This window comes from Acinetobacter sp. AOR34_HL (genome assembly GCF_027854795.1).
GTDB classification, from domain to species: Bacteria; Pseudomonadota; Gammaproteobacteria; order Pseudomonadales; family Moraxellaceae; genus Acinetobacter; species Acinetobacter junii.
Genome location: NZ_JAKTID010000031.1, coordinates 25,753 through 49,027 on the forward strand (window position 1 = coordinate 25,753; position 23,275 = coordinate 49,027).

At 38.7% G+C, this 23,275-nt stretch carries 20 protein-coding genes; 12 read left to right on the plus strand and 8 right to left on the minus strand.

Features of this window, described 5'->3' with window-relative positions; all coding sequences use genetic code 11:
• The first annotated feature begins 11 nt into the window (after window positions 1–11).
• The gene (locus tag MKL32_RS04480; protein ID WP_270900260.1) at window positions 12–1,817 is read left to right on the plus strand and encodes an ABC transporter ATP-binding protein; all 1,806 of its coding nucleotides are present in this window, start codon (window positions 12–14) and stop codon (window positions 1,815–1,817) included.
• 82 nt (window positions 1,818–1,899) lie between these two features.
• Here MKL32_RS04480 and MKL32_RS04485 read toward each other — a convergent pair whose 3' ends face one another.
• Entirely contained in the window at window positions 1,900–2,598 is a 699-nt protein-coding gene (locus MKL32_RS04485) for a hypothetical protein (protein WP_112987187.1), read from the minus strand.
• A gap of 302 nt (window positions 2,599–2,900) precedes the next feature.
• Here MKL32_RS04485 and MKL32_RS04490 point away from each other — a divergent pair, with 302 nt between their 5' ends.
• Window positions 2,901–3,413, plus strand: a complete 513-nt coding sequence (locus MKL32_RS04490) for a hypothetical protein (RefSeq protein ID WP_004916891.1) — start codon at window positions 2,901–2,903, stop codon at window positions 3,411–3,413.
• A 55-nt stretch (window positions 3,414–3,468) separates the two neighbouring features.
• On the opposite strand, the gene MKL32_RS04495 is transcribed toward MKL32_RS04490, so the two are convergent.
• The 3 genes from MKL32_RS04495 to fadB all read right to left on the minus strand — a co-directional run bounded on the left by MKL32_RS04495 (window position 3,469) and on the right by fadB (window position 7,597).
• Window positions 3,469–4,092 (minus strand): PH domain-containing protein, encoded by a 624-nt coding sequence (locus MKL32_RS04495; protein WP_270900261.1) that lies wholly within the window; start codon window positions 4,090–4,092, stop codon window positions 3,469–3,471.
• A 166-nt stretch (window positions 4,093–4,258) separates the two neighbouring features.
• Entirely contained in the window at window positions 4,259–5,431 is a 1,173-nt protein-coding gene (gene fadA / locus MKL32_RS04500) for an acetyl-CoA C-acyltransferase FadA (protein ID WP_005403562.1), read from the minus strand.
• A 12-nt stretch (window positions 5,432–5,443) separates the two neighbouring features.
• A complete protein-coding gene (gene fadB, locus MKL32_RS04505; protein WP_270900262.1) occupies window positions 5,444–7,597 on the minus strand; it encodes a fatty acid oxidation complex subunit alpha FadB in 2,154 nt (717 codons plus the stop codon).
• A gap of 650 nt (window positions 7,598–8,247) precedes the next feature.
• On the opposite strand from fadB, the gene MKL32_RS04510 reads away from it, so the two are divergent.
• The 7 genes from MKL32_RS04510 (at window position 8,248) to pgsA (ending at window position 15,368) form a co-directional block, all read left to right on the plus strand.
• Window positions 8,248–9,306 (plus strand): diguanylate cyclase domain-containing protein, encoded by a 1,059-nt coding sequence (locus tag MKL32_RS04510; RefSeq protein WP_004916884.1) that lies wholly within the window; start codon window positions 8,248–8,250, stop codon window positions 9,304–9,306.
• A gap of 144 nt (window positions 9,307–9,450) precedes the next feature.
• Window positions 9,451–10,365: a lipid A hydroxylase LpxO gene (gene lpxO, locus MKL32_RS04515; protein ID WP_212387933.1), complete on the plus strand. Its 915-nt coding sequence runs from the start codon at window positions 9,451–9,453 to the stop codon at window positions 10,363–10,365.
• Between the two features lie 91 nt (window positions 10,366–10,456).
• Window positions 10,457–10,876, plus strand: a complete 420-nt coding sequence (locus tag MKL32_RS04520) for a PH domain-containing protein (protein WP_039047695.1) — start codon at window positions 10,457–10,459, stop codon at window positions 10,874–10,876.
• 124 nt (window positions 10,877–11,000) lie between these two features.
• The gene (locus MKL32_RS04525; RefSeq protein ID WP_212387936.1) at window positions 11,001–11,864 is read left to right on the plus strand and encodes a hypothetical protein; all 864 of its coding nucleotides are present in this window, start codon (window positions 11,001–11,003) and stop codon (window positions 11,862–11,864) included.
• Between the two features lie 108 nt (window positions 11,865–11,972).
• Window positions 11,973–13,772, plus strand: coding sequence for an excinuclease ABC subunit UvrC (gene uvrC, locus MKL32_RS04530; RefSeq protein ID WP_212387947.1), 1,800 nt, complete (start codon window positions 11,973–11,975; stop codon window positions 13,770–13,772).
• 105 nt (window positions 13,773–13,877) lie between these two features.
• Window positions 13,878–14,675: a thioesterase family protein gene (locus MKL32_RS04535; protein ID WP_270900263.1), complete on the plus strand. Its 798-nt coding sequence runs from the start codon at window positions 13,878–13,880 to the stop codon at window positions 14,673–14,675.
• Window positions 14,676–14,780: 105 nt separating this feature from the next.
• Entirely contained in the window at window positions 14,781–15,368 is a 588-nt protein-coding gene (gene pgsA / locus MKL32_RS04540) for a CDP-diacylglycerol--glycerol-3-phosphate 3-phosphatidyltransferase (protein WP_004916874.1), read from the plus strand.
• A gap of 221 nt (window positions 15,369–15,589) precedes the next feature.
• Here the strand turns inward: pgsA and MKL32_RS04545 are convergent, their stop codons facing one another.
• Window positions 15,590–16,369 (minus strand): IclR family transcriptional regulator, encoded by a 780-nt coding sequence (locus tag MKL32_RS04545; protein WP_126131699.1) that lies wholly within the window; start codon window positions 16,367–16,369, stop codon window positions 15,590–15,592.
• Between the two features lie 417 nt (window positions 16,370–16,786).
• On the opposite strand from MKL32_RS04545, the gene MKL32_RS04550 reads away from it, so the two are divergent.
• From MKL32_RS04550 to MKL32_RS04560, 3 genes are read left to right on the plus strand one after another with little or no spacing between them, the layout of a single operon-like run.
• Entirely contained in the window at window positions 16,787–18,880 is a 2,094-nt protein-coding gene (locus MKL32_RS04550; RefSeq protein ID WP_126131698.1) for an FUSC family protein, read from the plus strand.
• Entirely contained in the window at window positions 18,873–19,079 is a 207-nt protein-coding gene (locus tag MKL32_RS04555; RefSeq protein WP_112987180.1) for a DUF1656 domain-containing protein, read from the plus strand. The genes MKL32_RS04550 and MKL32_RS04555 overlap by 8 nt, the downstream gene beginning before the upstream one ends.
• A gap of 60 nt (window positions 19,080–19,139) precedes the next feature.
• Window positions 19,140–20,141, plus strand: coding sequence for an HlyD family secretion protein (locus MKL32_RS04560; RefSeq protein WP_126131697.1), 1,002 nt, complete (start codon window positions 19,140–19,142; stop codon window positions 20,139–20,141).
• Window positions 20,142–20,306: 165 nt separating this feature from the next.
• Here the strand turns inward: MKL32_RS04560 and ruvX are convergent, their stop codons facing one another.
• The 3 genes from ruvX to recN form a co-directional block, all read right to left on the minus strand.
• Complete coding sequence (ruvX, locus tag MKL32_RS04565) at window positions 20,307–20,750, minus strand: Holliday junction resolvase RuvX (protein WP_004916868.1); 444 nt, start codon at window positions 20,748–20,750, stop codon at window positions 20,307–20,309.
• The gene (locus MKL32_RS04570; RefSeq protein ID WP_004916866.1) at window positions 20,743–21,297 is read right to left on the minus strand and encodes a YqgE/AlgH family protein; all 555 of its coding nucleotides are present in this window, start codon (window positions 21,295–21,297) and stop codon (window positions 20,743–20,745) included. The genes ruvX and MKL32_RS04570 overlap by 8 nt, the downstream gene beginning before the upstream one ends.
• A gap of 114 nt (window positions 21,298–21,411) precedes the next feature.
• Window positions 21,412–23,073 (minus strand): DNA repair protein RecN, encoded by a 1,662-nt coding sequence (gene recN / locus MKL32_RS04575; RefSeq protein WP_099949296.1) that lies wholly within the window; start codon window positions 23,071–23,073, stop codon window positions 21,412–21,414.
• Window positions 23,074–23,275: the final 202 nt, after the last annotated feature.

Genomic DNA, 23,275 nt, shown 5'->3' on the forward strand with positions numbered 1-23,275 from the left:
ACGTTAAAAACATGAATCTATGGCAACTTTTTAGCAAAGTTCGACCTTTTGTGAAGCCTTACAGACTATTGGTGATAATCACCTTAATCCTGACTTTGATTGGAGCATTGACCGCTCAGGTTAATGCTTTAACGCTGCAATATGCTGTTGATCAAATCAATCGTTTAGTAGAAGCGGGAGATGGTCTTACTCAAGGTTGGCATATTTTAGTAACGATCAGTGTTATTTTACTTAGTAAAGAAATTATCAGTACTTTGATTCAGTTTGGGCAAAAGTTATTTGGTGAGCGTCTCAGAATTATGGTTTCACAAGATGTTGCCCAAGCAATTATTGAGAAATTTCTGACCTATCGGCTTTCATTTTTCACTCAAGATGACAATCAAGCGGGAAAATTACAAACTCGTATTGATCGTGGTATTGGTTCGATTACACGTTTGATTCAAATCTTCTTTATCGACATTTTGCCTTTATTCAGTAGCGCGATTCTCGCATTGGGTTTGATGTTCTATGCTAATTTTTGGATTGGGCTAGTCGCCCTAAGTATCGTGCCGATTTATTTTTGGTTGACCTTTAAACAAGCGCAGAAATTAGGTGGAGTAAGACGGAGTTTAAGAGATGGTCGTGAGCGGAAAAGTCAGGGTATTCTGAGTATTATTAATTCGATTACAGTTATTAAGTCGTTTAACCGTGAACAAGTTAAAGCTGAAAAACAACTGATCTTACAAAAGCAGCTTACCGATAATCAGATGCACACGCGTCAAATTAGTTTTATTTTTGATGGCGTTAAAACTTTTACTGAGCAAATTGGGATCGTTTTTATCATTATACTCACCGCGTATTTTGTGTTGATTGGCGACATGAGTATCGGGATGATTATGTTTCATATTTTGCTATTCAATAATGTTTCAGCTCCTATTCGTTCATTGCATCGTATTTATGATGAGGTCAATGCTGCCATGATTTATGCGGAAAGTTTTTTTCAGATTCTTGAAGCGGATAATCAGATTGAAACCTCAGGACAGCAGAAACCTTCACAACTCAGTGGAAAGTTTGAGTTAAAACAGGTCGATTTCTTCTATCCAAATGGTCATCATGCGCTTAAAGAAATTAGTATGACCATACAACCCAATAAAATTACAGCACTGGTGGGATTATCTGGTGCAGGCAAATCGACTTTAATCAGCTTATTGGATAAATTTTATTTACCGCAGACAGGACAAATTCTGTTGGATGGTATTGATTTGAATGATATGGATACTCAATATTTGCGAGATCATATTGGTTTAGTGCTGCAAAAAAATCATATCTTTCAGGGCACGATACAAGACAATATTTGCTATGGAAAAATGGATGCAAGTGAAGACGAAATTATCCAAGCCGCTAAAAAAGCATCGATCCATGAGCAAATTTTAAAGTTACCTAAAGGTTATCAATCTGATGCATTGTTATTGTCGGGCGGACAACAGCAACGAATCGCAATAGCACGTATGTTTCTTAAAGATCCACCGATTATTTTTCTAGATGAACCGACAGCGAGTTTGGATGCAATCGCAACAGAGCAGATTAAGCACAGTTTAGATGAAATCAAACAAGGGCGAACTGTGATTATTATCTCTCATAGTCTTTCTCAGATTATTGATGCTGACTACACCTATGTCATGCAAGATGGTGCCATAGTTGAGCATGGTGAACATCATCAACTTTATCAGCAACAGGGTGTATATAAAGATATTTTTGATGCGATGGCAAAAAGCCTAAATATCGAAAAGATCGCTAAAATTTTTGATAATGAAGGCGAAGAAGAAACACATAGTTGATATAACGCATTGAATTAGAATCAACACAGTAGAAAGGTCTTTGAGCATCTTTCAGAACAATGATCAAAGACCTATTTTTTATTTAATCAAAAATCTTTTCAGCTGCTTGGAACGGTAAGCTCACTACATCAATCGCCACTGCAAATGGCAACAAAACGAGTTTTTCAAAAGGATTCATACCTGATTTAGAGCTATAAGTTTCTTGTTTGTGGGTATAAATCGAGACTTGATAAGGTTTACTCAATGCTTTTAATGAACTGAGATTATTTGCAGCAGGGTAGACTACCCCCGCCAATTTAATATCAAAACAAAAGCGTTGCGCTTGCATACGTTCGTCACTAGATGATGAACATTCTTTGGCACCATTCTCTATGAAAAATTCTAAGTCCTTTTTGCTCAGGTCTTCTTTAAGTTTTACATAAGACAGCGGCAATGTACCTGAGAAATTTCCATCATTCTTTTCCGAATAGAAGTTGAGTTCTCTGGTGATTTGGATGTTTTTAGGATCAAGTTTATTGATCAAAGTGACAAACTGAGTGCCGCCTTGCGTCAGGATATAACTGTTTTTTTGCCCTGCAATCACAATACTGTCTTTCGGTAAGTTCGCAGATGCTTGAGCAGGTCGTCCGAACGCAACGACATTGTCCTCAACTAACATGACACGTTCAGTACGAGTATAGGTTTTACTGTCTTTAGTAATAAGGGTTTTAGTTGCACATCCAGTTAAAGCAACGCCTGATAGCATGCAGATCATTGTTATTTTTGCTGATGTTGAAGACATCCATTTACTCCTAATATTTTGAATTTTAAATTTAAAAAAGAACAAAAAATATGAAAATAGCTCATAGGACAATAATCAAAAAAGACGATATATGCGAGGTTTTTTTGGCGTTGAAATTTGATTTTTTACAAACATCTAACAGATGAGTCTATTTTAATTTTTTTTATCTAAAGTTTAAAATTTTAATGAAATTTACCGTTTATCTGACCTCTGCTGAATAAAACAGCACTTTGTTGTAGCCTATAGGTAGATGCTTTTATTTAATCTCATCACGGATTTGATGACTGAGTTTTGGAGCAGAAATGAACTTACTCAAACGATCATTGCTGATTACGATGTTAACTTATATCGGTATTGCCACTGTTCAAGCCGAAGAACAGGTAGGTTCTTTGCCTACGATTCGGATCATGGCAGAATCAGAGCTACGTGAAGAGGTTGGATTGGTTCCTTTTCAGGAAGATATCAAAGTCCGCCAAGCCCTACAACATTATATAAACAAGCAGCAGACTGATATTCAAAATGCTCAACTCACCGAAGTCACAACTTCGATGGATTATCAGCCGAGAACCGTACAGCCTGATTTATCTCAAGTTTCACCTTTTTTAGAAGATTATATTATGGCTGTTGCGATGGGCTTTCAGTCATCTAATCCAAGTAATGGGGTCTTCAAAATGTTAGAACCCCTCAACATTAATCGGGATAATGCGAATGCATTTCGTGAAGGCACAATAAAAGTAAGTTTGGATGATCTATTAAAATTACAACAACAAATTGAAGCGGGTTTGAAAACACCTCAGAACTTTCTAACACGTTAACTTAAATCATATGTTGAGATAAAAAATCCCCGTAATGGTACGGGGATTTTTTTATTTATTCTTTTATATAACGTTCAAAAATTGCAGAAAAATCATGGTTTTCAATCTTTTTACGATGCTCCGTCAGTTTTGTTTCAACTTGAATCGTTGTTTGTGAAATGATACTTGGTAAATTTAATAACACTTGCTCAGGAAGTTCACGCAACGAGAACATATTATTTACAGCTTGTTGTGTTGAAAAAAGCAATGATGATTGGCGCTCGATTTCTTTACAAGCCTCACCAATGCTAAACAGTGCTTTATATAAATCGCGCACTTTTTCAATTTGTGATTTTTCAATATCAATTGAATATGCTGCACCGCCTAGATGGAACTTGAGTTCTACATCACGGTCTACTGTACCTGCAGTTTCGAGCTGAACATGACTGATTTGATAATGTTTGTAGGGATATCGGTTTAAAGTACGTTTTTTACTTACAGCACTTGTACCATCGAGATGAATGAAAGCAGAGTTTGTGAAACAATATTCATCAGTTTTGGCTTTGATCAGGAAAAAGATTTTTTCGTTATCTTCATGAAAAATATAGTCATCAATATCTGTTTTGTCATAGTCTCTTGGTTCGATGATCCGACCAATGTCACTTGTCCCCATTAAATCTGCTGCCATATTTTTAAACATTGTTAGAGCCTTATAATTTTTGGAAATCCGATATTAATCTGATGCCACTTTGTTTGTCTATAGACTTTATTTGGGTTGATCGCTGTTTTAAATTCTCTAATAAATAGAATTGGTTATAAAAAAATCCCCGCACATGGCGGGGATTTTTCTTTTATCTCAGTGTCGATTAAACACGTTCGATAATTGTCGCGATACCTTGACCAAGACCGATACACATAGTCGCAAGACCAATTTGTGTATCTTGTTGTTCCATCACGTTCAACAATGTAGTAGTGATACGAGCACCAGAACAGCCTAATGGGTGACCTAATGCAATCGCACCACCATTCAAGTTAATGATGTCTTGTTTATCATAGATGCCTAAGCCTTTCATTACTGATAAGCCTTGAGCAGCAAATGCTTCGTTTAATTCGATCGTTTGGATATCCGCCATCGTTAAACCAGCACGTTTAAGCGCTTTTTGAGTTGCTGGAACTGGACCGTAACCCATGATTGCAGCATCACATCCTGCAATAGCCATAGAACGAATCACAGCACGTGGTTTTAAACCAAGCGCTTGAGCACGTTCAGCAGACATAACTAACATTGCAGAAGCACCGTCAGAAAGAGCAGAAGAAGTTGCTGCTGTTACTGAACCACCTTTAGGATCGAAAACTGGTTTCAACGCTTTGAATGCTTCAAGGTTTGCGTCAGCACGAATCACTTCGTCGATGTCGCAAAGGATTTTGAAACCATTTGCATCATGACCTTCAACACCAACGATTTCGTTTTTGAAACGACCTTCTTGTGTTGCAGCCCATGCACGACGGTGAGATTCAACACCGAACGCATCTTGTTCTTCACGAGAGATACCGTTCATACGACCTAACATTTCAGCAGTTAAGCCCATCATGTTAGATGCTTTTGCATAGTGTTTAGATGCTTCAGGGTTAAGGTCGATGCCGTGCATCATACCTACGTGACCCATATGCTCTACACCACCGATGATGAAGATGTCACCTTGGTTGGTCGCAATTTGTGCAGCAGCAGTATGAAGTGCTTGCATAGAAGAACCACAAAGACGGTTAACGGTTTGACCGCCAGCAGTCTTTGGAATATCAGCTAATAAACCAATGTTACGAGCAATGTTCATACCTTGCTCTAAAGTTTGGTTTACACAACCCCAAATGATGTCTTCAACTTCGTTGGTATCAAACTGGTTACGAGCAACAAGTGCACGTACTAATTCAGCAGATAAACTGTCGGCACGTACATTGCGGAACATACCGTTACGTGATTTGCCCATGGCAGAACGAACGCCATCAACAATCACAACGTCACGTGGATTTAAAGTAGCCATTCACGTCGCTCCTTAACCGTAGAATTTTTTGTTGTTAGCAGCCATGTCACGCAACATTTGTGGCGCTTCATAAGCTTTACCTAAGTGTGCATATTTGTCGCAAAGCGCAACGTATTCAGCAACACCAGTTTGGTCGATATAACGGCATGGACCACCACGGAATGGAGGGAAACCTACACCCATGATCATCGCCATATCTGCTTCAGAAGCAGTTGCAACGATGTTGTCTTCTAAGCAACGAACTGTTTCGTTACAGAAAGCAAGCATCATACGGTCAATGATTTCTTGTGGATCAAATTCACGTTTTTCGCCAGTCACGAAAGGCGCAATGATTTCGTAAGCTGTTGGGTCAACAGTTTTCGCTTTCTTACCTTTCTTGTCTAACACATATTTGTAGAAACCAACATCGTTCTTTTGACCAAGACGTTTTGCTTCGTACATCGCTTGGATAGAACCTTTGTAATCTGGCTTCATACGGTCAGGGAAACCTTCAGCCATCACTTCTGCGCCATGTACACCTGTATCGATACCAACAACGTCGATCAAGTATGCAGGACCCATAGGCCAACCGAATTTCGCCATTACATTATCCACTTGCTGGAAGTCAGCACCGTCTTTAACGAGTAGGTCGAATGCACCAAAGTAAGGGAACAATACACGGTTAACTAAGAAACCTGGGCAGTCGTTCACAACGATTGGTGTTTTACCCATTTTCTGAGCAAGAACAACAGTAGTTGCAATCGCTTCATCAGATGTCTTCTCACCACGGATCACTTCTACCAATGGCATCATGTGTACTGGGTTAAAGAAGTGCATACCAACGAAGTTTTCAGGACGTTGTAATGCTTTCGCCAAACGCGTAATTGAAATCGTAGACGTGTTAGAAGCAATAATCGTGTTTTCACGAACATTCTTCTCAGTGTCTGCAAGTACGATTTCTTTTACTTTTGGATTTTCAGTCACTGCTTCGATCACGATATCCACTTCTTTAAACTCATCGTAGCTTAAAGTTGGACGAATGCGAGCAAGTGTTTCGCCCATTTGTGCAGGTTTCATTTTGTTGCGTTCAACTTGCTTTGTTAGCAAGCCGTTCGCTTCTTTCATACCTAATGCAAGTTGTGGGTTCCCAATATCTTTCATGATGATTGGAGTGCCTTTGCTTGCCGCTTGGTAAGCAATACCACCACCCATGATACCCGCACCTAATACAGCTGCTTGGTTTACAGGATGAGCACCTTTTTCATATTTTTTCGCAGTTTTCTTCACAACTTGGTCATTGATGAATAAACCGATAAGTGCGCCAGCTTGTGGTGTGATCGCAGCTTTAGCGAAACCTTGAGCTTCTGCTTTTAATGCATCATTACGTGTAAGGTTTGCACCTGCTTGTAATGAGTCAAGCAATAACTTAGGAGCAGGGTATTGTGCAGGATTTGCTTTAGCAAGAACCGCACCTTTTGCTGTATTGAACGCCATCATTTGTTCAAGTGGGTTCAATTTAATTGCGTCTAATTTTTCTTGACGCTTTGCTTTCCAGTTCAAACGACCAGCAAGTGCTTGTTTAACTAAGTCAACAGCAGCTTCTTGAAGTTTGTTAGCAGCAACAACTGCATCTACAGCACCATCTTTAAGCGCAGCAGCTGGCTTCTTAGGATTCGCCATTGCCATCCATTCAACAGCATTGTCGATACCGATCAAACGGCTTAAACGAACGCTACCACCAAAACCAGGATAGATACCAAGTTTGATTTCTGGTAAGCCAACTTGTGCTTGTTCAGACATGACACGGTAGTCACACACTAAGCACATTTCAAAACCGCCACCAAGCGCCATGCCATTGATCGCAGCAACTTTAGGGATGTCTAAATCTTCAAAGCTATTGAAGACGTCATGTACAGGCATAAGCCAATCAACAATTGCTTGTTCACCAGCAGCGAAATTGTCGCCGAATTCAGTAATGTCAGCACCAACGATAAATGTTGATTTTCCAGAAGTAACAACTAAGCCTTTAATATCGTTATTGGCTTTAACTGCAGCAATTGCTGCTTGGAAGTCTTCGATGGTTGCACGGTTAAATTTATTAACCGACTCACCTTGTAGGTCAAAGCGGAATTCTGCAATTCCGTCCGCAAGCATTTGGACGGTAATGGCATTGCCAGCGTGGATCATGCCTGATCTCCTTGTTGTGGAGGATTCTAAGTTGATGTCATAAAGCTTATGCGCCTGAAAGGGCGCAAAAATGCTTCGCTAATCTTACGATAACTATATCCAAAAAGAACATAACAAGTTGTATCAAGCCGTGACGCGAGGGTCATCTATTGTTTTGATGGATCATTTTTTATTATTTTAATTAATTTAAATCAATGGTTTATTGTTGTTTATAATGATGATTGTAAATAAAAAATGCTGAAATGAATAAAATAATCTCCATAAGTACTTACAACAATAAATTTATCTAAAACACTCATTTACTGTGGAATATGTGCTTTCTTAAAGGAATAGATATTAAATTTTATTTGTTCAAAGGCAAATTCTTTATTTTGGTCTATTTCTTGCTGCATTTTGAGAAGAAAATCACATTTAGCGCTAGAACCTTTAAATAGGGAAGCTGTGGTTCTTTTAAACATTCACAGCATTTATTTTTCATATTGAAACACCGTCATCAGCTGACAAAAAATGTTAGTTAATGCTTGAAGTGGAAAGTGGAAATAAAGGCTAAAATTTAACTAAAGATGGTTTGCACACTCAGAACAAGATAGAACTGAAAATCAATCCAATTCGATTCTCGATAATCTTGTTTGGGGATGAGAGGTGTCAGGATGAAACCAACAGACCAAACCTTGATGAAACAAATGCATATTTCCTCAGAGGAAATAGAGTATCGAAAATCTTTATTATCGTTGACGAATAAAGAACTTCTACAGTTGGTTCAATTAGGCATAAAGCTTGAGCCTTTATTTGATCAAGTTGTGATGGAGTTTTATCAACAACAAACTTCAGTAGACGAAATTGCAACTTTGATTGGAGATGTAGATACCTTATCTCGTTTACAACGTGCGCAACGACAATACGTCACTGAGTTATTTTCTGGGACTTATGATGCCAATTACGTTAACAACCGTCTAAGGATTGGTTTAGTGCATAAGCGGATCGGTGTAGAACCCAAATTATATTTATCGGCGATTTATCATCTCAAAACTAGATTAATGACTTTGGTGTATGAGCAAATTGGACATACAGATGAATATCATCAAGTTGTGCAAACTCTAGAAAAACTATTCATGTTTGATATTTCTTTAGTTGTTGAAACCTATGTTTGGAGTTTAGTCAGTGAAATCAAATCGTCTAAAGAGAAAATTGAACAATATGCCAATGTCCTCGAAGATCGCGCACAACAAATGGAAGCATTGTCACAAACTGATCCTCTGACAGGTTTACTGAATGTTCGACATTTAAATAGTATTTTGAATGCAACTATATGTACGGCTGAACATACTTTAGAACCTGTGACGGTGGTATTTATTGATATTAATGATTTCAAAATGATCAACGATACATTTGGGCACCCACGTGGCGATCAAATTTTAAAAATAGTGGCAGATGGTATCCGCTATGTTGCTCGACTTGATGATCATTGTTTTCGATGCGGAGGTGATGAATTTTGTATCATTTTCCCAAGATGTACAGAATCTCAAGCGATAGAGAGTTTTGTACCTCGTTTGGAGCAATATATTCGCCAAATAGAACCTTCAATTAGCTTGAGTATCGGTGTCAAACAAACCGATCATGTTGAAGGGTATATTGATGCAACAACATTAATCCATGAAGCCGATGCAAGAATGTATCAGGTGAAAAAAGAGCTTAAAACAAAAATATAGTTTTTAAAAAAAGTTATTAAGTTTTTGAAAAATAGAATTAAAAAAAATTAACTCGCTATCCAAGTCGGAGTTTGAGTAAAAGCGGCTAGAAATTGTGAGGGATGGTGTTAAAATTTGGCGATTAATTTTTAAGTGCCGATATCAATGATTAAATGGATCATATTAGCGATCTTTATCATTTCGGCGTTGTATATTCAGCGTCGTGGTAAAGTTAAGCATTCGTTTTATCGTCAATTTTTTGACCATTCTACTGTGCTCGCACCGATTAATTTCTTAATGTACATGTTTTCTAAAGTACCGAATCAACCTTATATCGATACTCAATATTTCAAAGACCTAAAAATTTTAGATGAAAATTGGGAAATGATTCGTGATGAGGCGAAAGCTTTATACGACAAGGGTGGGATTAAAGCTTCAAGTAGTTACGATGATTTAGGTTTTAACTCATTTTTTAAAACAGGTTGGAAGCGTTTTTATCTTAAATGGTACGATTCTGCGCATCCGTCAGCTGCTGAGCTTTGCCCAAAAACGACGGCTTTGTTGAAAACATTGCCAAGTATTAAAGCTGCGATGTTTACCGAGTTGGCACCAGATAGTCGTTTAGTACGACATCGTGACCCTTATGCAGGTTCGTTGCGTTATCATTTAGGTTTGATTACACCAAATGATGACCGTTGCTTTATTGATGTGGATGGCGAACGTTATTCATGGCGTGATGGTAAAAGCGTTGTGTTTGATGAAACCTACATTCACTACGCTGAAAATAAAACAGATCAAAACCGTATTATCTTTTTCGCTGATGTAGAGCGTCCATTAAAAACACGTTTTATGGAAAAGTTTAATCACTGGTTTGGTAAAAGTGTGATGACTGCTGCGAGTTCGCCCAATGAAGCAGGTGACCAAACAGGTGGTTTAAATAAAGTTTTTGGTTATGTTTACCAAATCCGAATTAAAGCCAAAGCATTAAAGAAATCAAACCGCCAACTTTATTACTTTTTAAAGTGGTTCTTAATGTTAGGATTATTCTTCCTTATTTTTATACGTCCCTATGTATTTTAATGAGTGAAATCAAAACGCCCGACAGGGCGTTTTTTATTTGTTCTCGTTATAAAATACGTTTAAATGAGTGAATTTTATCGAGGTACAAAGTATGCAGACATTTCGTTCAAAAATAGATTGGTGGTTATGGGGAATAGTCATTGCGACGACAGGTTTACTGCTGCAGTTTTTATGGACGATGTATATTAAAGGAACCATGCAAGAATACCCTGAGCATGCAGTTATATACTTTCTAACGATTGTAGTGCTGTGGTGGCCGATCTTAAACACTCGTTATGTTGTGACTGAACATGAACTGACGATTCATTCGATGTGGTTTAAATGGAGAATAAATAAGAAGGATATTGTTGAGCTTACAAGCACACATCATCTGACCTCGTCCCCAGCTCTATCTTTGGATCGTTTACGCATTGATTATAAAAAGAATGGTATAGCAACTTATATTTTGGTATCACCTAAAAATAAAGAGGCTTTCTGTCAGGCAATACAGTCAGTACTCACTAAAAAATAGATTGATAATTTCGCATTTCATTTTGAATAGAAAACTTATTTTTAAAAAGAGCAATATTTTTTTTAGTTGTACCAGATAGTATAATTTGGATAAAATTTGATATTTAAAATCATGAGAAAATATAATGAAAAAACGGCTATTGATTAGTTTAAGTATTTTAAGTTTAGTGGCTTGTACTGAAGAAACTGATGATATTTATGGAACTGTTGATCCTCAGAATAAAGCTTTTTATAGTTATGATCTTTCAGCTGCAAATGAGTCTAATAAACTGACAAAGAAATCGTATCAAGTAGATAAAAATAATGATCTTTTAATTACTTATACCGAAACACCAAAATTACAGACTGAAGCGCTTCGAAACTTTATTACTAGCAATGGGATATCAACCATATTTCCACCGCAAAATACCACTGGTGCTTATATCGTAGGTCGTAAAGCCGTATTCAGTGATAGTGTTTTAGAGTATGAACCTTATAATTTAGAACAGAGAATAGCATTTAAACTTACTTATCAGCTCAAGAAGATTGACTTGTCTGGCTTAGAGGTTTCTGACTATGTACGTTATTTTTTAAGACAAGCGACAGCATCATCGTTCATAAGCGATGTAACACTAGAAATTATTCAAGGACTATTGTTTGCCAGTCAGGATAAATTCCCTGCAGGTGCAACATGTTGGCAAAAACAAGTTCAGTTGAGTACTCAAGATTATATTGAATCTTATCCAACGCAAAATCTTGCGCATGTCAGTACCAGTAGTACTGTTCAAAATCAGGGTATTTGGCAAAATGCATCATGGACAGCATATCAACCTAGTACAGAGTTTAATTTAGCGGATACGCGAATTCGTCATCAAGCACGTGAGTATTGGGGTTTTTACCATACGACGAGAGAGGTGAATCCAATTACTCCGACAAATGAACTCGCTTGTGATTTCTTTAATGAGTCAGCATTTAAGAGCGTTGATAAAGTATTGAGTCGAGTTTTTTAATTATCGGTGTAATTTGAGCCATTGAGTTGATGGATTTTAGCTCAATTCACTTGAAATTGATTTATGCAGACTACATCATCAAACCAATACTGATCATGAAAGTCTGCTGTGAATCCAAACGCGCGTGAACACATTGAAAAAATACTGACTCATATGACCCAATTGCCTGGTGTGTACAAAATGCTAGGCAAAGATGGGGAGTTGCTATATGTCGGTAAAGCGAAGAATCTAAAAAATCGTGTCTCCAGCTATTTTGTAAAAACGATTGAGCATCCCAAAACACAAGCTCTGGTTGCACGTATTTATGATATCGAGACATTGATTGTTCGTTCTGAAACTGAAGCGCTACTATTAGAACAAAATCTTATTAAATTACATCGTCCTCCATATAACATCATGCTGCGGGACGATAAGTCTTATGTCTATATCTTTGTTTCCGCAGATAAACCTTATCCTCGTATTGCCAGTGGGCGAGGTAAAGGTAAGCATCAAATCGGTAAATTTTTTGGTCCTTATCCAAGTGCGTACAGCGCGCGAGATACTCTTTTAACCTTACAAAAACTATTTAATGTAAGACAGTGTGAAAATAGCTATTTTTCTCAACGCAAACGCCCTTGTCTACAATATCAAATCAAACGGTGTACAGCACCGTGTGTGGGGTTAATTAGCCCCGAAGACTATAAAGAAGATGTTGATAATTCAATTCGCTTCTTACAAGGTGATACTAAAGAGTTGAATCAGGAACTGATCGGCAAAATGGAGCAAGCGGCAGAAGCTCTTGAGTTCGAAAAAGCGGTATTTTATCGAGATCGGTTGTCTTTATTACGTGAAGTTCAAGCACAACAAGCGGTATTTAAAATAAAAGGTGAGGCTGATATTTTAGCCATTGCCTATCAAGCGGGTGTCACCTGCGTACAAATCATGTATGTGCGTAATGGTCGTATGCTGGGAGGAAAAAGCTATTTTCCAGATATGTTGGGTGATGATCTTGGACAAATGCTCAGTGATTTTATTGCTAACTTCTACTTCCAAGTGGCAGATGAAATCCCTTCTGAGTTGATTGTGAATGTAGAACTTCCTGATCGAGTTCAACTCGAAGAAGCGTTACAACAAACCTTTGAGAAGAAAGTTCAGATCAAGCACAAAGTTCGAGAAACACGGGCTGAGTGGCAAGAGCTTGCACAAATGAACGTGCAGCATGCAATTAAAGGGAAGTTGAGTAATCATTTAGAGTTGAATGAGCGTTTTCATCAACTTGAACAAGTTTCGGGACGTCCGATTGATCGGATTGAATGTTTTGATATTAGTCATACGATGGGGGAAGCACCAATCGCTTCCTGTGTGGTGTTCGATCAAGGTGGAGCGCGGAAAAGAGATTATCGTCAGTTCGCCATTCAGGACATTACAGGAGGCGATGACTATGCAGCGATGCGTCAAGCGCTGATTCGTCGTTATAAAAAGAATATGTTACCTGACCTTTTACTGATTGATGGTGGTAAAGGGCAGTTGCATATGGCTATGGATGTCATGCAAGAGCTTGGTCTAGATGCATTTATGATTGGGGTCTCTAAAGGTGAAGGGCGAAAACCAGGTTTAGAAACCTTACATTTTACTGATGGTACAAAGATCCAATTGCCTGAAGACCACAAAGCTTTGCACTTGATTCAGCAAGTTCGAGATGAAGCACATCGTTTTGCCATCACCAAACATAGAGCCAAGCGAGATAAACGACGTAGTAGTTCTGTATTGGAAGCAATCCCAGGTTTAGGACCTAAACGTCGACGCGATTTATTGACTCATTTTGGTGGTATACAAGGCGTGCTAAAAGCTTCAGAAAAAGAATTAATGCTTGTTCCTGGTTTGGGAGAAGTGATGGCAAGGACGATTTATAAAATTCTTCATGAATAAAAGGGCGGATTGACCGAATCTTCCATAGAGTTGAGGATAAATGATCATTCACAAAACTTAAGAAACGTTGAAAGATAAAGTGAATTTGCTCCTTAAGGAATAATAATGTCACTGCATGGATTGTATCAACAGCTAGAACAACAAGAATGGATTGATATTCCATCAGGATGGTTGCAAGGGCGTACGGTATTTGGTGGTCTTATCGCAGGTCTGCTGATTCAAAAAGCAATCCTTACGGTCAATGATTCAGAAAAACAGCTTTTAAGTTGTAGTGTCAGTTTTGTTGGGCCTGTACAGCAAGGTGCAGCCAAATTAACGGCTGAAGTATTGAGACAAGGGAAATCAGTGACGACACTTGAAATTCGTCTTTGGCAAGATGATGCAGTGCAAAGTGTTTTAGTCGCAAGCTTCGGTCTGGGGCGAGAATCGAGAATTGTGGTGAATAACCAACCAACAGTTCCTGACTACGTAACAGCAGATCAACTGGAAAAAATGGTTTATCTTGAAGGTTTGATGCCTGAATGCTTACAACAGTTCGAGCTGTGTTGGGCTGAAGGACATTATCCAATGGCAGGAAGTAAAACACCTGATTTTGGTGGATGGTGTCGTTTTTCTCCTCAATTACACTCAAATCGTGATTTATATTTGGGTGATTTATTTTCTTTAATGGATGTGTGGCCGCCAGGTGTTTTGCCAATGTTTAAAACACCAGCACCAGCGAGCTCTTTAAGTTGGCACATTACATATATACACCCGATTGAAAATCAACTGCATGACTGGTTTAAATATAAAGTCGTTACTGAGTTTGCAGAACACGGTTATTCAACAGAATATGCTTATCTTTGGGATAGTGAAAATCGATTAATTGCGATCCTTAGGCAGACGGTTGCCGTTTTTGCCTAGTCGACACTTCCTCGTATTTCGTATAAAGTTGCTTACAGATGGATACAATCTCGGCACAACCTTTGTGCAATATGCATATTTGATGCGACCAACATGGCGGTGTTTATGAGCACAGGGCGAATCCTGAACATTCCTAATATTCTAACATTGGCACGTATTGCCTTTATTCCTGTTTTTTTGGTGATTGCCTATTGGCCACCAGCGATTGGAATTGCTGAGCATCATGGTGGGATGATGCGACATTTGATTTTGACCGCAATTTTTGTCCTTGCAGCTGTAACAGATTGGTTTGATGGCTACCTCGCAAGGACATTAAATCAAACATCGGCTTTTGGACGCTTTCTCGATCCTGTCGCTGATAAATTGATGGTCGCTGCTGCTTTGATTGTTTTGGTTCAATGGCAACCTACAATTTCCATGGCATTTGCTGCGATTGTGATTATTTCTCGTGAAATTACAGTTTCAGCATTGCGTGAATGGATGGCAGAATTGGGTGCAAGAACCAATGTTGCGGTTTCAACCGTAGGTAAATATAAAACTGCCTTTCAAATGATTGCGATTAGCGTATTTTTGTTGAACTGGAAGCCATTAGAAATCTGGGCGTATGCTTTATTGTATGCTGCGGTGATATTAACCTTGTGGTCGATGATTATATATCTACGAGCTGCATGGCCTTATTTAAAACAGCCTTAATTGCTCATCAATCTAATAGCATCAAATCTAAGAAGCTCTCTAATTAGAGGGCTTTTTTATTGCCTCATATACAGCTCAAGAAAAAAGCCCATAACGAATATGAGCTTAGTTCTCTGAGGAAAGTCATGCTCTTTTTGGGAGAGTATGCTGAAGAACATAATCATAATATGAGAATATGCTGATATTTACAACGCATGAAAGTGTAAAGATTTTTATTATTCTCAGTTTTGATTTGCTTGGTTTTCAGTCAGTGTTGCAAATTTATGTTCGATCTGAGCTGCATTGCTCTGTAAGATTTCGATAAGCTTCTGAATATTCAGAAAATCAAAACGATTTTTTGATGCAACTAAGGTCAAGGCGATCGGTGCTTCCTTTGTGGAAAAACGTATCGGTACAGACAGACCGCAAACTTGTGGATCAATTTCACCTTGAGATAAATAAAATCCCTGCTTTTTGATTTTTTTCATCTGTTGAGCGAATTCATCTAGATCATGGGCAAAGCCAACATTGGCAAGCTCATTTGAGAATTGCTCATAGTAAGACTGAATTCTTTGTTTGGTTAAATGAGCAATCACAATTTTAGGTGATGCCCCCACATATACAGGTCGAGGACAGCCACGCCCGTATGAAAGCAGCTCGGAAGCTTTGAAGGTTTCATGATGTAAATCAATACAGTAATCATGATTCAAATAGGTGAGTAAGCAGCAAAGTTCTGTACGATCTACGATGTCTCGCATGAACGGAATACTGATTTGTACTAAAGGATCTGTACTATGCGATATATAGTCTAAAACCGCTATTTTAGAGCCTAAAGTGTAGTCACCAGATGTTCCACTAATACGTTTCAAGATATCAGTTGATACCAGTTCCTTTAAATAGCGATATGCAGTGGGTTTTGAGAGATTGAGCTCATCACAAATGATATCAACGTTGATAATCGGGCGAGAAACTGAAAATAAGTCCAGTACAGTGAGAATTTTACCAAAACTCGAAATTGCCATGATGAGCTGTTTACTCCTTAAAAAATAGTCTAAAGCTGTGGCTTTTATTTGCTTTATAACAGAAAAGTCATTCAGCGGGTATGCACTTTTAGCGTAGTTGATTCTAAAACGTATGAATAAGTTCTCTGATGAGAAAAATGATATTTTTTGAATGACATATTCTATATTTAATTAAATAATTATCAAATAGTGATAATTTATGTTGACTAAATAACTTTGTTTTGAAAAAATTATAAGCACAATTTCTTCATTGGATAATTTGTTTTAAATTTATCCCTGAAATGTTTGCCATTCCGATCAGTTCATTCTATTTCACGGTCAATTGAACGCTCTTTTAGTCTCTATCAAGAAGCTAAATGCAGCTGAGTTGTGATGTGAATTTGCGTTTCCTAACGCGGTTAGTATTGAGAAAAGTTCATGTTATTTAAACAGTTGTTGGCTTTTAGGCCGAGTCGACTTGATATTATTTTTGCGTGCAAAACCTTTGTCGCAGGGATGTTGGCACTGTTTATTTCATTTGAGCTTGATTTGATTAACCCAATGTGGTCGATAGGGACGGTATTAATTATTGCCAGTCCTTACTCTGGAATGGTTTCTTCCAAATGTATTTATCGCTTGGTTGGTACGGCTGCAGGAGCAATTATTGCGTTGCTTTTGACACCACATTTTATCAATACGCCGTGGTTGTTTACGATCATCTTGGCATTGTGGGTCGGGTTTGCACTGTATATATCGCTCTTGGATCGTACTCCTCGTAGCTATGTATTTATGTTGGCTGGATATTCCACCGCGATGATTGTGTATAACGCCATCACTTATGTTGATAGCTATAATATTTTTGATATTGCTCTGGCACGAGTTTTAGAAATCTCTGTGGGTGTGATTTCAACCGCTGTCGTTTCAGCAACTTTTTTTCCTGTTCATGTGGGTGCCATGATTAAACAACGTGTCATCAAAACTTTGCAGGATCTGGAAAATATTTTTGAAAAACTCATTTCAGCCCAAGATACAAACCAAAACTACACACAAATTTTAGGGGTGATCACTCGTGATGCATCAGATATCCATGCTCTAGCAGTTCATCTCGCTTATGAAAAAGGCGAGTTGCAAGGCATGACCAAACCTCTACAAGAAATGCTGCATCAGGTCTCGCTTGTTGTAGCCAATCTAGTTGCCATGTCTCAACGGATTAAACAATTAGAGCAAATGCCATTAACCACATTAGCTCCAAGGTTAAGCCAACTACGACAACAGACCTTACAGTTTTTAAATCAAGAAAAACAATTAACTGCCGATAACTTACGTGATTTACCACCACAGTTTGAACAAGATTTTAGCGAATTGATTGCGATGGCTTCGTCTGAACAAAAGACTGTGTTGGCTGCCTTAAAAATGGATGTACGTCATTTTATCGCCAATATGTTGGCAGTGAAGTTACTTTGGCAACAGATCCAGAAAGGTCATAAAGAAATCCCATCTGAGATAACTACGATTACCACCAAATATCCAAGTTTACACCGTGATCATGGTATCGCGGTACGCGGTGGAATCAGTGCGGTTCTCATCACTTTCATCGTGACAGGAGCGTGGATTTTATCAGGTTGGAAAGCTGGATTTATGATGGCGCAAATGGGCGCGATCACAGCGTGTATTTTGACTGCTTTGGATAATCCTGTACCTGTGTTGCGCATATTTATCTGGGGGAGCATCGTTTCAGCGGGATTGGTTTTTATTTATGCCTTTGGAATTTTTCCCCACATTACCCACTTTTGGCAATTAGCACTGGTACTTTTTCCAATTTTCCTTGTGGCTGTAAGCATGATGGCAAATCAAATGCTAATGCCGATAGGTATGGTTTTAGGCATTAATACTATGATGGGGCTGAATTTACACAATAAATATTCAATGGATGCGGTGTCTTATTTAGACAGCTCTTTTGCCATGATTTTAGGTGTTTTGGTCTCATTAATTGTGATTGATTTGGTTCGTGCTGTTTCACCCGATACAAGCGCAACACGTATTTTAAGTTTGCATTACCAAGCGATGCGTCAAGCTTTAACACTGAGTTATGGGATTGATTTCAAAATTCATTTACGTAGCATGCTTGATCGAGTTGGGGTTCTAAATAGCAAGATGGTACAAAATGCTGAACTGAAATATGCCATCCAAAATGCCTTAATTGAAAGTGCATCGATTGTTGATCTTGTAAGATTGCAGGAAATCCGCCAAAAGCTTCCGCATTATATGGACTTGCAAATTCAAATTGCTCTTTTAGAACAGCAGCTTGCCGAATATTTTCAAACTCAATCAGAGCAACTTTCACTTCAAACTTTTCCAACGAAAATCCTTCAGCAAATCGAAGTGGTCAAGCATCTTGCAATGCCAATTAGTGAAGATGATTTGCATCAAAGATTATTGATTTCACTGAATAATATTCTCAAAAGTATTGGGCATACTTCAGATTTAGAGGTGAATTTAAATATGAATAACGTTGAGGTTGCTCATGGGTGAAATCAATCTATATGGAATTTATATTCCAACGTTGTTAGTGCAAGCCGTGATTGCTTATGTGCTGTTTAAGATATTAAGTCCATTTGTAGATCGTTTCGCTCAGGCGGGATGGATCGGGTTACCCAGTATTTTTAATCTCTGCTTCTATTTAGCTTTGATGCTTTGTGTGCATGAGATTTTCGTCCGACTTTGGATTTGAGCTAAATTTTTGATTGTTTAAATTTCTCTGATTTAAAAATGAGTAGTAAAGGTGAAGAACATGAATGCATTTGATATGCGAAAAGTCATACGACCCGTGGTTCTTTTCATTGCCATTATTGTGGCGATATACACGGTTGTGCATTTATGGAATTACTATAATGCGGCACCTTGGACGCGAGATGGTCGTGTCCGTGGCGATGTCATTCAAGTGGCTTCAGATGTCAATGGTTTGGTGACTGAGGTTTTGGTACAAGACAACCAAACTGTAAAAAAAGGACAGGTCTTGTTTAAAATTGATGTCGCACGTCAAGCACTGGATGTGGAGCAAGCCAAATCTGATCTTGCAAAAGCTAAAGCAGGTCTAGCACAAGCTCAAGCGACTCTCGCGGGTACCAAAGCTAGCTTAGTAAAGACCGAAGCCAATATGAAACTTGCCGAAAAGAATGCAGCTCGATATACCAGTCTTATGGATGGTGCAATTTCCAAACAGGAACAAGATCAAGTTTTTGCTGCACGTGATCAAGCTTTTGCTGAACGCGAACAATTAAAAGCAAGTATTGAACAAGCCAATGCTGTGATTGAACAGCAACATGCGTTACTGGATGTGGCGACAAGTAATTTGCACTTGGCAGAATTGAATTTACACCGTTCAGAAGTTGTTGCTCCTGCCGATGGAACTTTATCAAATTTTGATTTACGTGTGGGTAATTACGTTAAAGTTGGACAAGCTGTAGCAGCTCTTTTAGATCGTCAGCAACTTTATGTGGTTGGTTATTTTGAAGAAACAAAACTTGACCGTATTCATGTTGGAGATGTTGCAACAGTTCAATTGATGGGGGATAAACAACGTATTCGTGGTCATGTGCAAGGTATTGCATCTGGGATTGAAGATCGCGAGCGTTCGGGCAGTTCAAACTTATTGGCAAATGTAAATCCAACTTTTAGTTGGGTACGATTGGCTCAACGAGTGCCTGTGAAAATTGTATTAGATGAACCACCACAAAATCCATTGGCATTCGTTTCTGGACGCACTGCAACGGTGAGAGTGATTGAGAAATAAGCTTTGAAGTTGTTAATAAATGAAACCTGTAGAGTGATATTGGTTAGGAAAGCTCATAAGCTCAATTCAACGTTGTTATTCCATTCCGTCTTCAATGTTAATTCAGCTCAAAAGGCGATATGGATATCGCCCGCCAAGATATTCATTTATATCTAAGATGTCTGATTAAGGTGTGATGCCTGTAGGATCGCGATACCAGCTTTGTATCAACAACGCTGCTGCAAAGCTATCTGCTGATAAGCGTTTTGCTTGACCTTTACTTTGATAAGATTCGAGTTCTTCTCTCGCTTCACGAGTTGTTAGGCGTTCATCCACCATCCACGTTTGGATATTTGTCTGGTGACGTAAACGACGAGCGAATTTACGAGCGCGTGCTGAGAGTTCGGATTCACTATCATCCATATTCAAAGGTAGCCCGACTAGAAATAAGTTCGGTTGCCACTCTTTAACAAGTTTGAGTAATTGGTTCCAGTCAGGAATGCCATCTTTCATTATAAATAAAGGCAGTGGATTGGCACTTTCAATCGCGGATTGACCAATCGCAATGCCCATTTTTTGTGTACCAAAATCAAATGCCATAATCGACTGAGAAGTTTGTATATCAGGCATGACCAATCTCAGAAGCAAACCAAGTACGATCTACACCGATTTTTTTATAAGCCGCATCCCAACGATCGCCGTATGGAAGATTAAAAATAAGATCCATATCTGAATCGCAAATTAACCAGTCACCACGAGTGATTTCATCTTCAAGTTGATTTTTACCCCAACTCGCATAGCCTAGAGCAATTTGATAGCGACCAACGCCTTCATTGTGAGCAATCGCATCTAAGATATCTTTACTGGTGGTGATGCAGACATTTTCTCCTACCGCAATAGAGGAGTGCCAAGTCGGTTGACCAGTATGTAGAACAAAGCCTGCTTCTGGGCGTAAAGGACCGCCCTGCAAGACCGCGTGAGGGTGAACATTATCCGCATCAATCTCCAAATCATTGAGAAGTTCTTTGATTTGTAAATCAGACGGACGATTGATAATGATGCCTTGTGCACCGTCTTCATCATGGCGCGCAACATAGATGACAGTATTTGCAAAGAAGTCATCTGCCATGTCTGGTGGAGCGATGAGACAACGGTGAGTTAAGTATTGTTTCGTCACCTAGGCGGTTCTCCATCAAAAGAATGTACGTTTCTATCTATATAGGTTCTTTATATCAACATACAAGAGTTAATCGGATTTCGCCAATCATTTTCTGATATTTTGTCCTAAAAATCAGGCAGGCTGAAACTTAAGCTGTCGCAACTGCTTTGCATGTTGCAAAGTTGTCTCACTAATTTCGACACCACCAGACATACGAGCAAGCTCTAGAATACGCTGTTCTTCGTCAAGTTCGATGATGGTACTGCTAGCTGGATCAGTTTGTTGTTTTTTGACCAGTAGATGTTGATCGGATTGCGCCGCAACCTGGGCTTGGTGAGTAATACATAGTAATTGAACATGCTGTGCTAAATCAGCCAGTAATCGTCCTACAACTTCTGCAGTTCCACCGCTAATTCCGACATCAATTTCATCAAATACTAGAACTTCTGCTTCGGTCTTCTCAGCATTCATGACTTGCATGACTAAAGCAATACGAGAAAGCTCACCACCTGAGGCAACTCGTGCTAATGGTTGTGGAGGAATTCCTTTATTTGCAGTGAATAGCAGTTGAATAAAGCTTAAGCCTTCTGATGATGCTTGTTCTAATGGTTCGAATTTGAATTCAAAATGAGCTTCAGGAAGAGCCAAAGGTTTGACTTGTTCCGTCAGTTGTTTAGCTAGTGGAATCGCAGCGGTTCGACGAATATCATCTAAGTGCTGTGCTTTTTCAATAAAGGATTGATAGGCAATTTCAACTTGTTCAGCCAAAGTTTCAGGATCTTCAAGTTGATGAAGTTGTTCTAATTCCTGTTGCCATTGTTCAAAATCTTGTTTGAGGGACTCTGGTTGAGTTCTGTATTTACGTGCCAGACGATGGAAAATTTCAAGTGTAGAATTTAATTGCTCCATGCGTTCAGGATCGAAACTTTGGCGATCTATGAACTGACGCAAGCTTGCTGTAGCATCTTCGATTTCGCTTTGTGCATTTAATAAAGAATTATAAATGGTTGAAAGCAGTTCGCTGCGTCCAGCATGAGACTCTAACCGACGGATAATCGATGAGATTTCTTGAGTAATATTTTGTTCTGCTTCATCTAATACATTTAGGCTATAACCACAGTCTTGCATGATGTGTTCGTGATGGCTCAAGCGATCAAATTCTTGTTCAATTTCTCGATAGTCTGTTTGTACAATTTCCTCAAGCTCTTCCAATTGAGCTTCTAAGCTTTGTATCTTTTGCAGGCGAGTGGCTTGCGCATCTAGCGCGGCTTGGTGTTGTCGGATATTTTGCTGCCAAATGCTATATGCTTCACGAACCGCTTGTGCTTGATCACCAAAATTGTGATAACGATCTAACCAGTGTTTTGGATAAGGTGGTTCTAGAAGTTGTTGCTGACTGTGCTGGCTGTAGAGTTGGACTAATAATCGCCCGATTTCTTTAAGTTCAGCAAGGCTACTAGGTCTTCCATTAATCCAAGCTTTACTACGACCAGTCGCAAAGATGACGCGACGCAAATGGATTTCGCCTGATTCATCATCAAGCTCATGATCTATGAGCCAATTGGCTTCAGCACTATCAGCTTGGTAGCTAAAAATAGCAGTAACGTCAGCTTTATCTGCACCATATCGGACATAATTTGTATCTGTGCGTTCACCCAAACATGCGGATAAGGCATCTAACAATAAAGATTTTCCTGCGCCTGTTTCTCCTGTGAGAACATTAAAGCCTTGTTCAATATCTAAAGCTAAGTGGTCAGCGAGTGCAAAATTAATTAAAGTTAAATGGGTGAGCATAAACGCATCCAATGCACAGATTGTTTTGCTTAAAGATAGAGAGTTTTTATAGTGGCGACAAGTCGTGATTCACCTATTTTGTTGCTTTCACTACAAAACGATTTATTGGAATTTGGAAAAATGCATAAGTCATATTGTTCAATAAGCAAAGAGCTGAAAGTGTATGATTTCAAGCTGATCCATAATTCAAACTAATAATGTT

Coding starts and splice junctions, on each gene's coding strand:
- recN (WP_099949296.1), bottom strand. CDS start 23,073: ATGCTCACCCATTTAACTTTAATTAATTTTGCACTCGCTGACCACTTA.
- MKL32_RS04550 (WP_126131698.1), top strand. CDS start 16,787: ATGTTATTTAAACAGTTGTTGGCTTTTAGGCCGAGTCGACTTGATATT.
- ruvX (WP_004916868.1), bottom strand. CDS start 20,750: ATGCCTGATATACAAACTTCTCAGTCGATTATGGCATTTGATTTTGGT.
- MKL32_RS04520 (WP_039047695.1), top strand. CDS start 10,457: ATGCAGACATTTCGTTCAAAAATAGATTGGTGGTTATGGGGAATAGTC.
- fadA (WP_005403562.1), bottom strand. CDS start 5,431: ATGGCTACTTTAAATCCACGTGACGTTGTGATTGTTGATGGCGTTCGT.
- pgsA (WP_004916874.1), top strand. CDS start 14,781: ATGAGCACAGGGCGAATCCTGAACATTCCTAATATTCTAACATTGGCA.
- MKL32_RS04535 (WP_270900263.1), top strand. CDS start 13,878: ATGTCACTGCATGGATTGTATCAACAGCTAGAACAACAAGAATGGATT.
- MKL32_RS04510 (WP_004916884.1), top strand. CDS start 8,248: ATGAAACCAACAGACCAAACCTTGATGAAACAAATGCATATTTCCTCA.
- fadB (WP_270900262.1), bottom strand. CDS start 7,597: ATGATCCACGCTGGCAATGCCATTACCGTCCAAATGCTTGCGGACGGA.
- MKL32_RS04480 (WP_270900260.1), top strand. CDS start 12: ATGAATCTATGGCAACTTTTTAGCAAAGTTCGACCTTTTGTGAAGCCT.
- MKL32_RS04560 (WP_126131697.1), top strand. CDS start 19,140: ATGAATGCATTTGATATGCGAAAAGTCATACGACCCGTGGTTCTTTTC.
- MKL32_RS04545 (WP_126131699.1), bottom strand. CDS start 16,369: ATGGCAATTTCGAGTTTTGGTAAAATTCTCACTGTACTGGACTTATTT.
- MKL32_RS04490 (WP_004916891.1), top strand. CDS start 2,901: ATGAACTTACTCAAACGATCATTGCTGATTACGATGTTAACTTATATC.
- MKL32_RS04525 (WP_212387936.1), top strand. CDS start 11,001: ATGAAAAAACGGCTATTGATTAGTTTAAGTATTTTAAGTTTAGTGGCT.
- lpxO (WP_212387933.1), top strand. CDS start 9,451: ATGATTAAATGGATCATATTAGCGATCTTTATCATTTCGGCGTTGTAT.
- MKL32_RS04495 (WP_270900261.1), bottom strand. CDS start 4,092: ATGTTTAAAAATATGGCAGCAGATTTAATGGGGACAAGTGACATTGGT.
- MKL32_RS04485 (WP_112987187.1), bottom strand. CDS start 2,598: ATGTCTTCAACATCAGCAAAAATAACAATGATCTGCATGCTATCAGGC.
- MKL32_RS04555 (WP_112987180.1), top strand. CDS start 18,873: ATGGGTGAAATCAATCTATATGGAATTTATATTCCAACGTTGTTAGTG.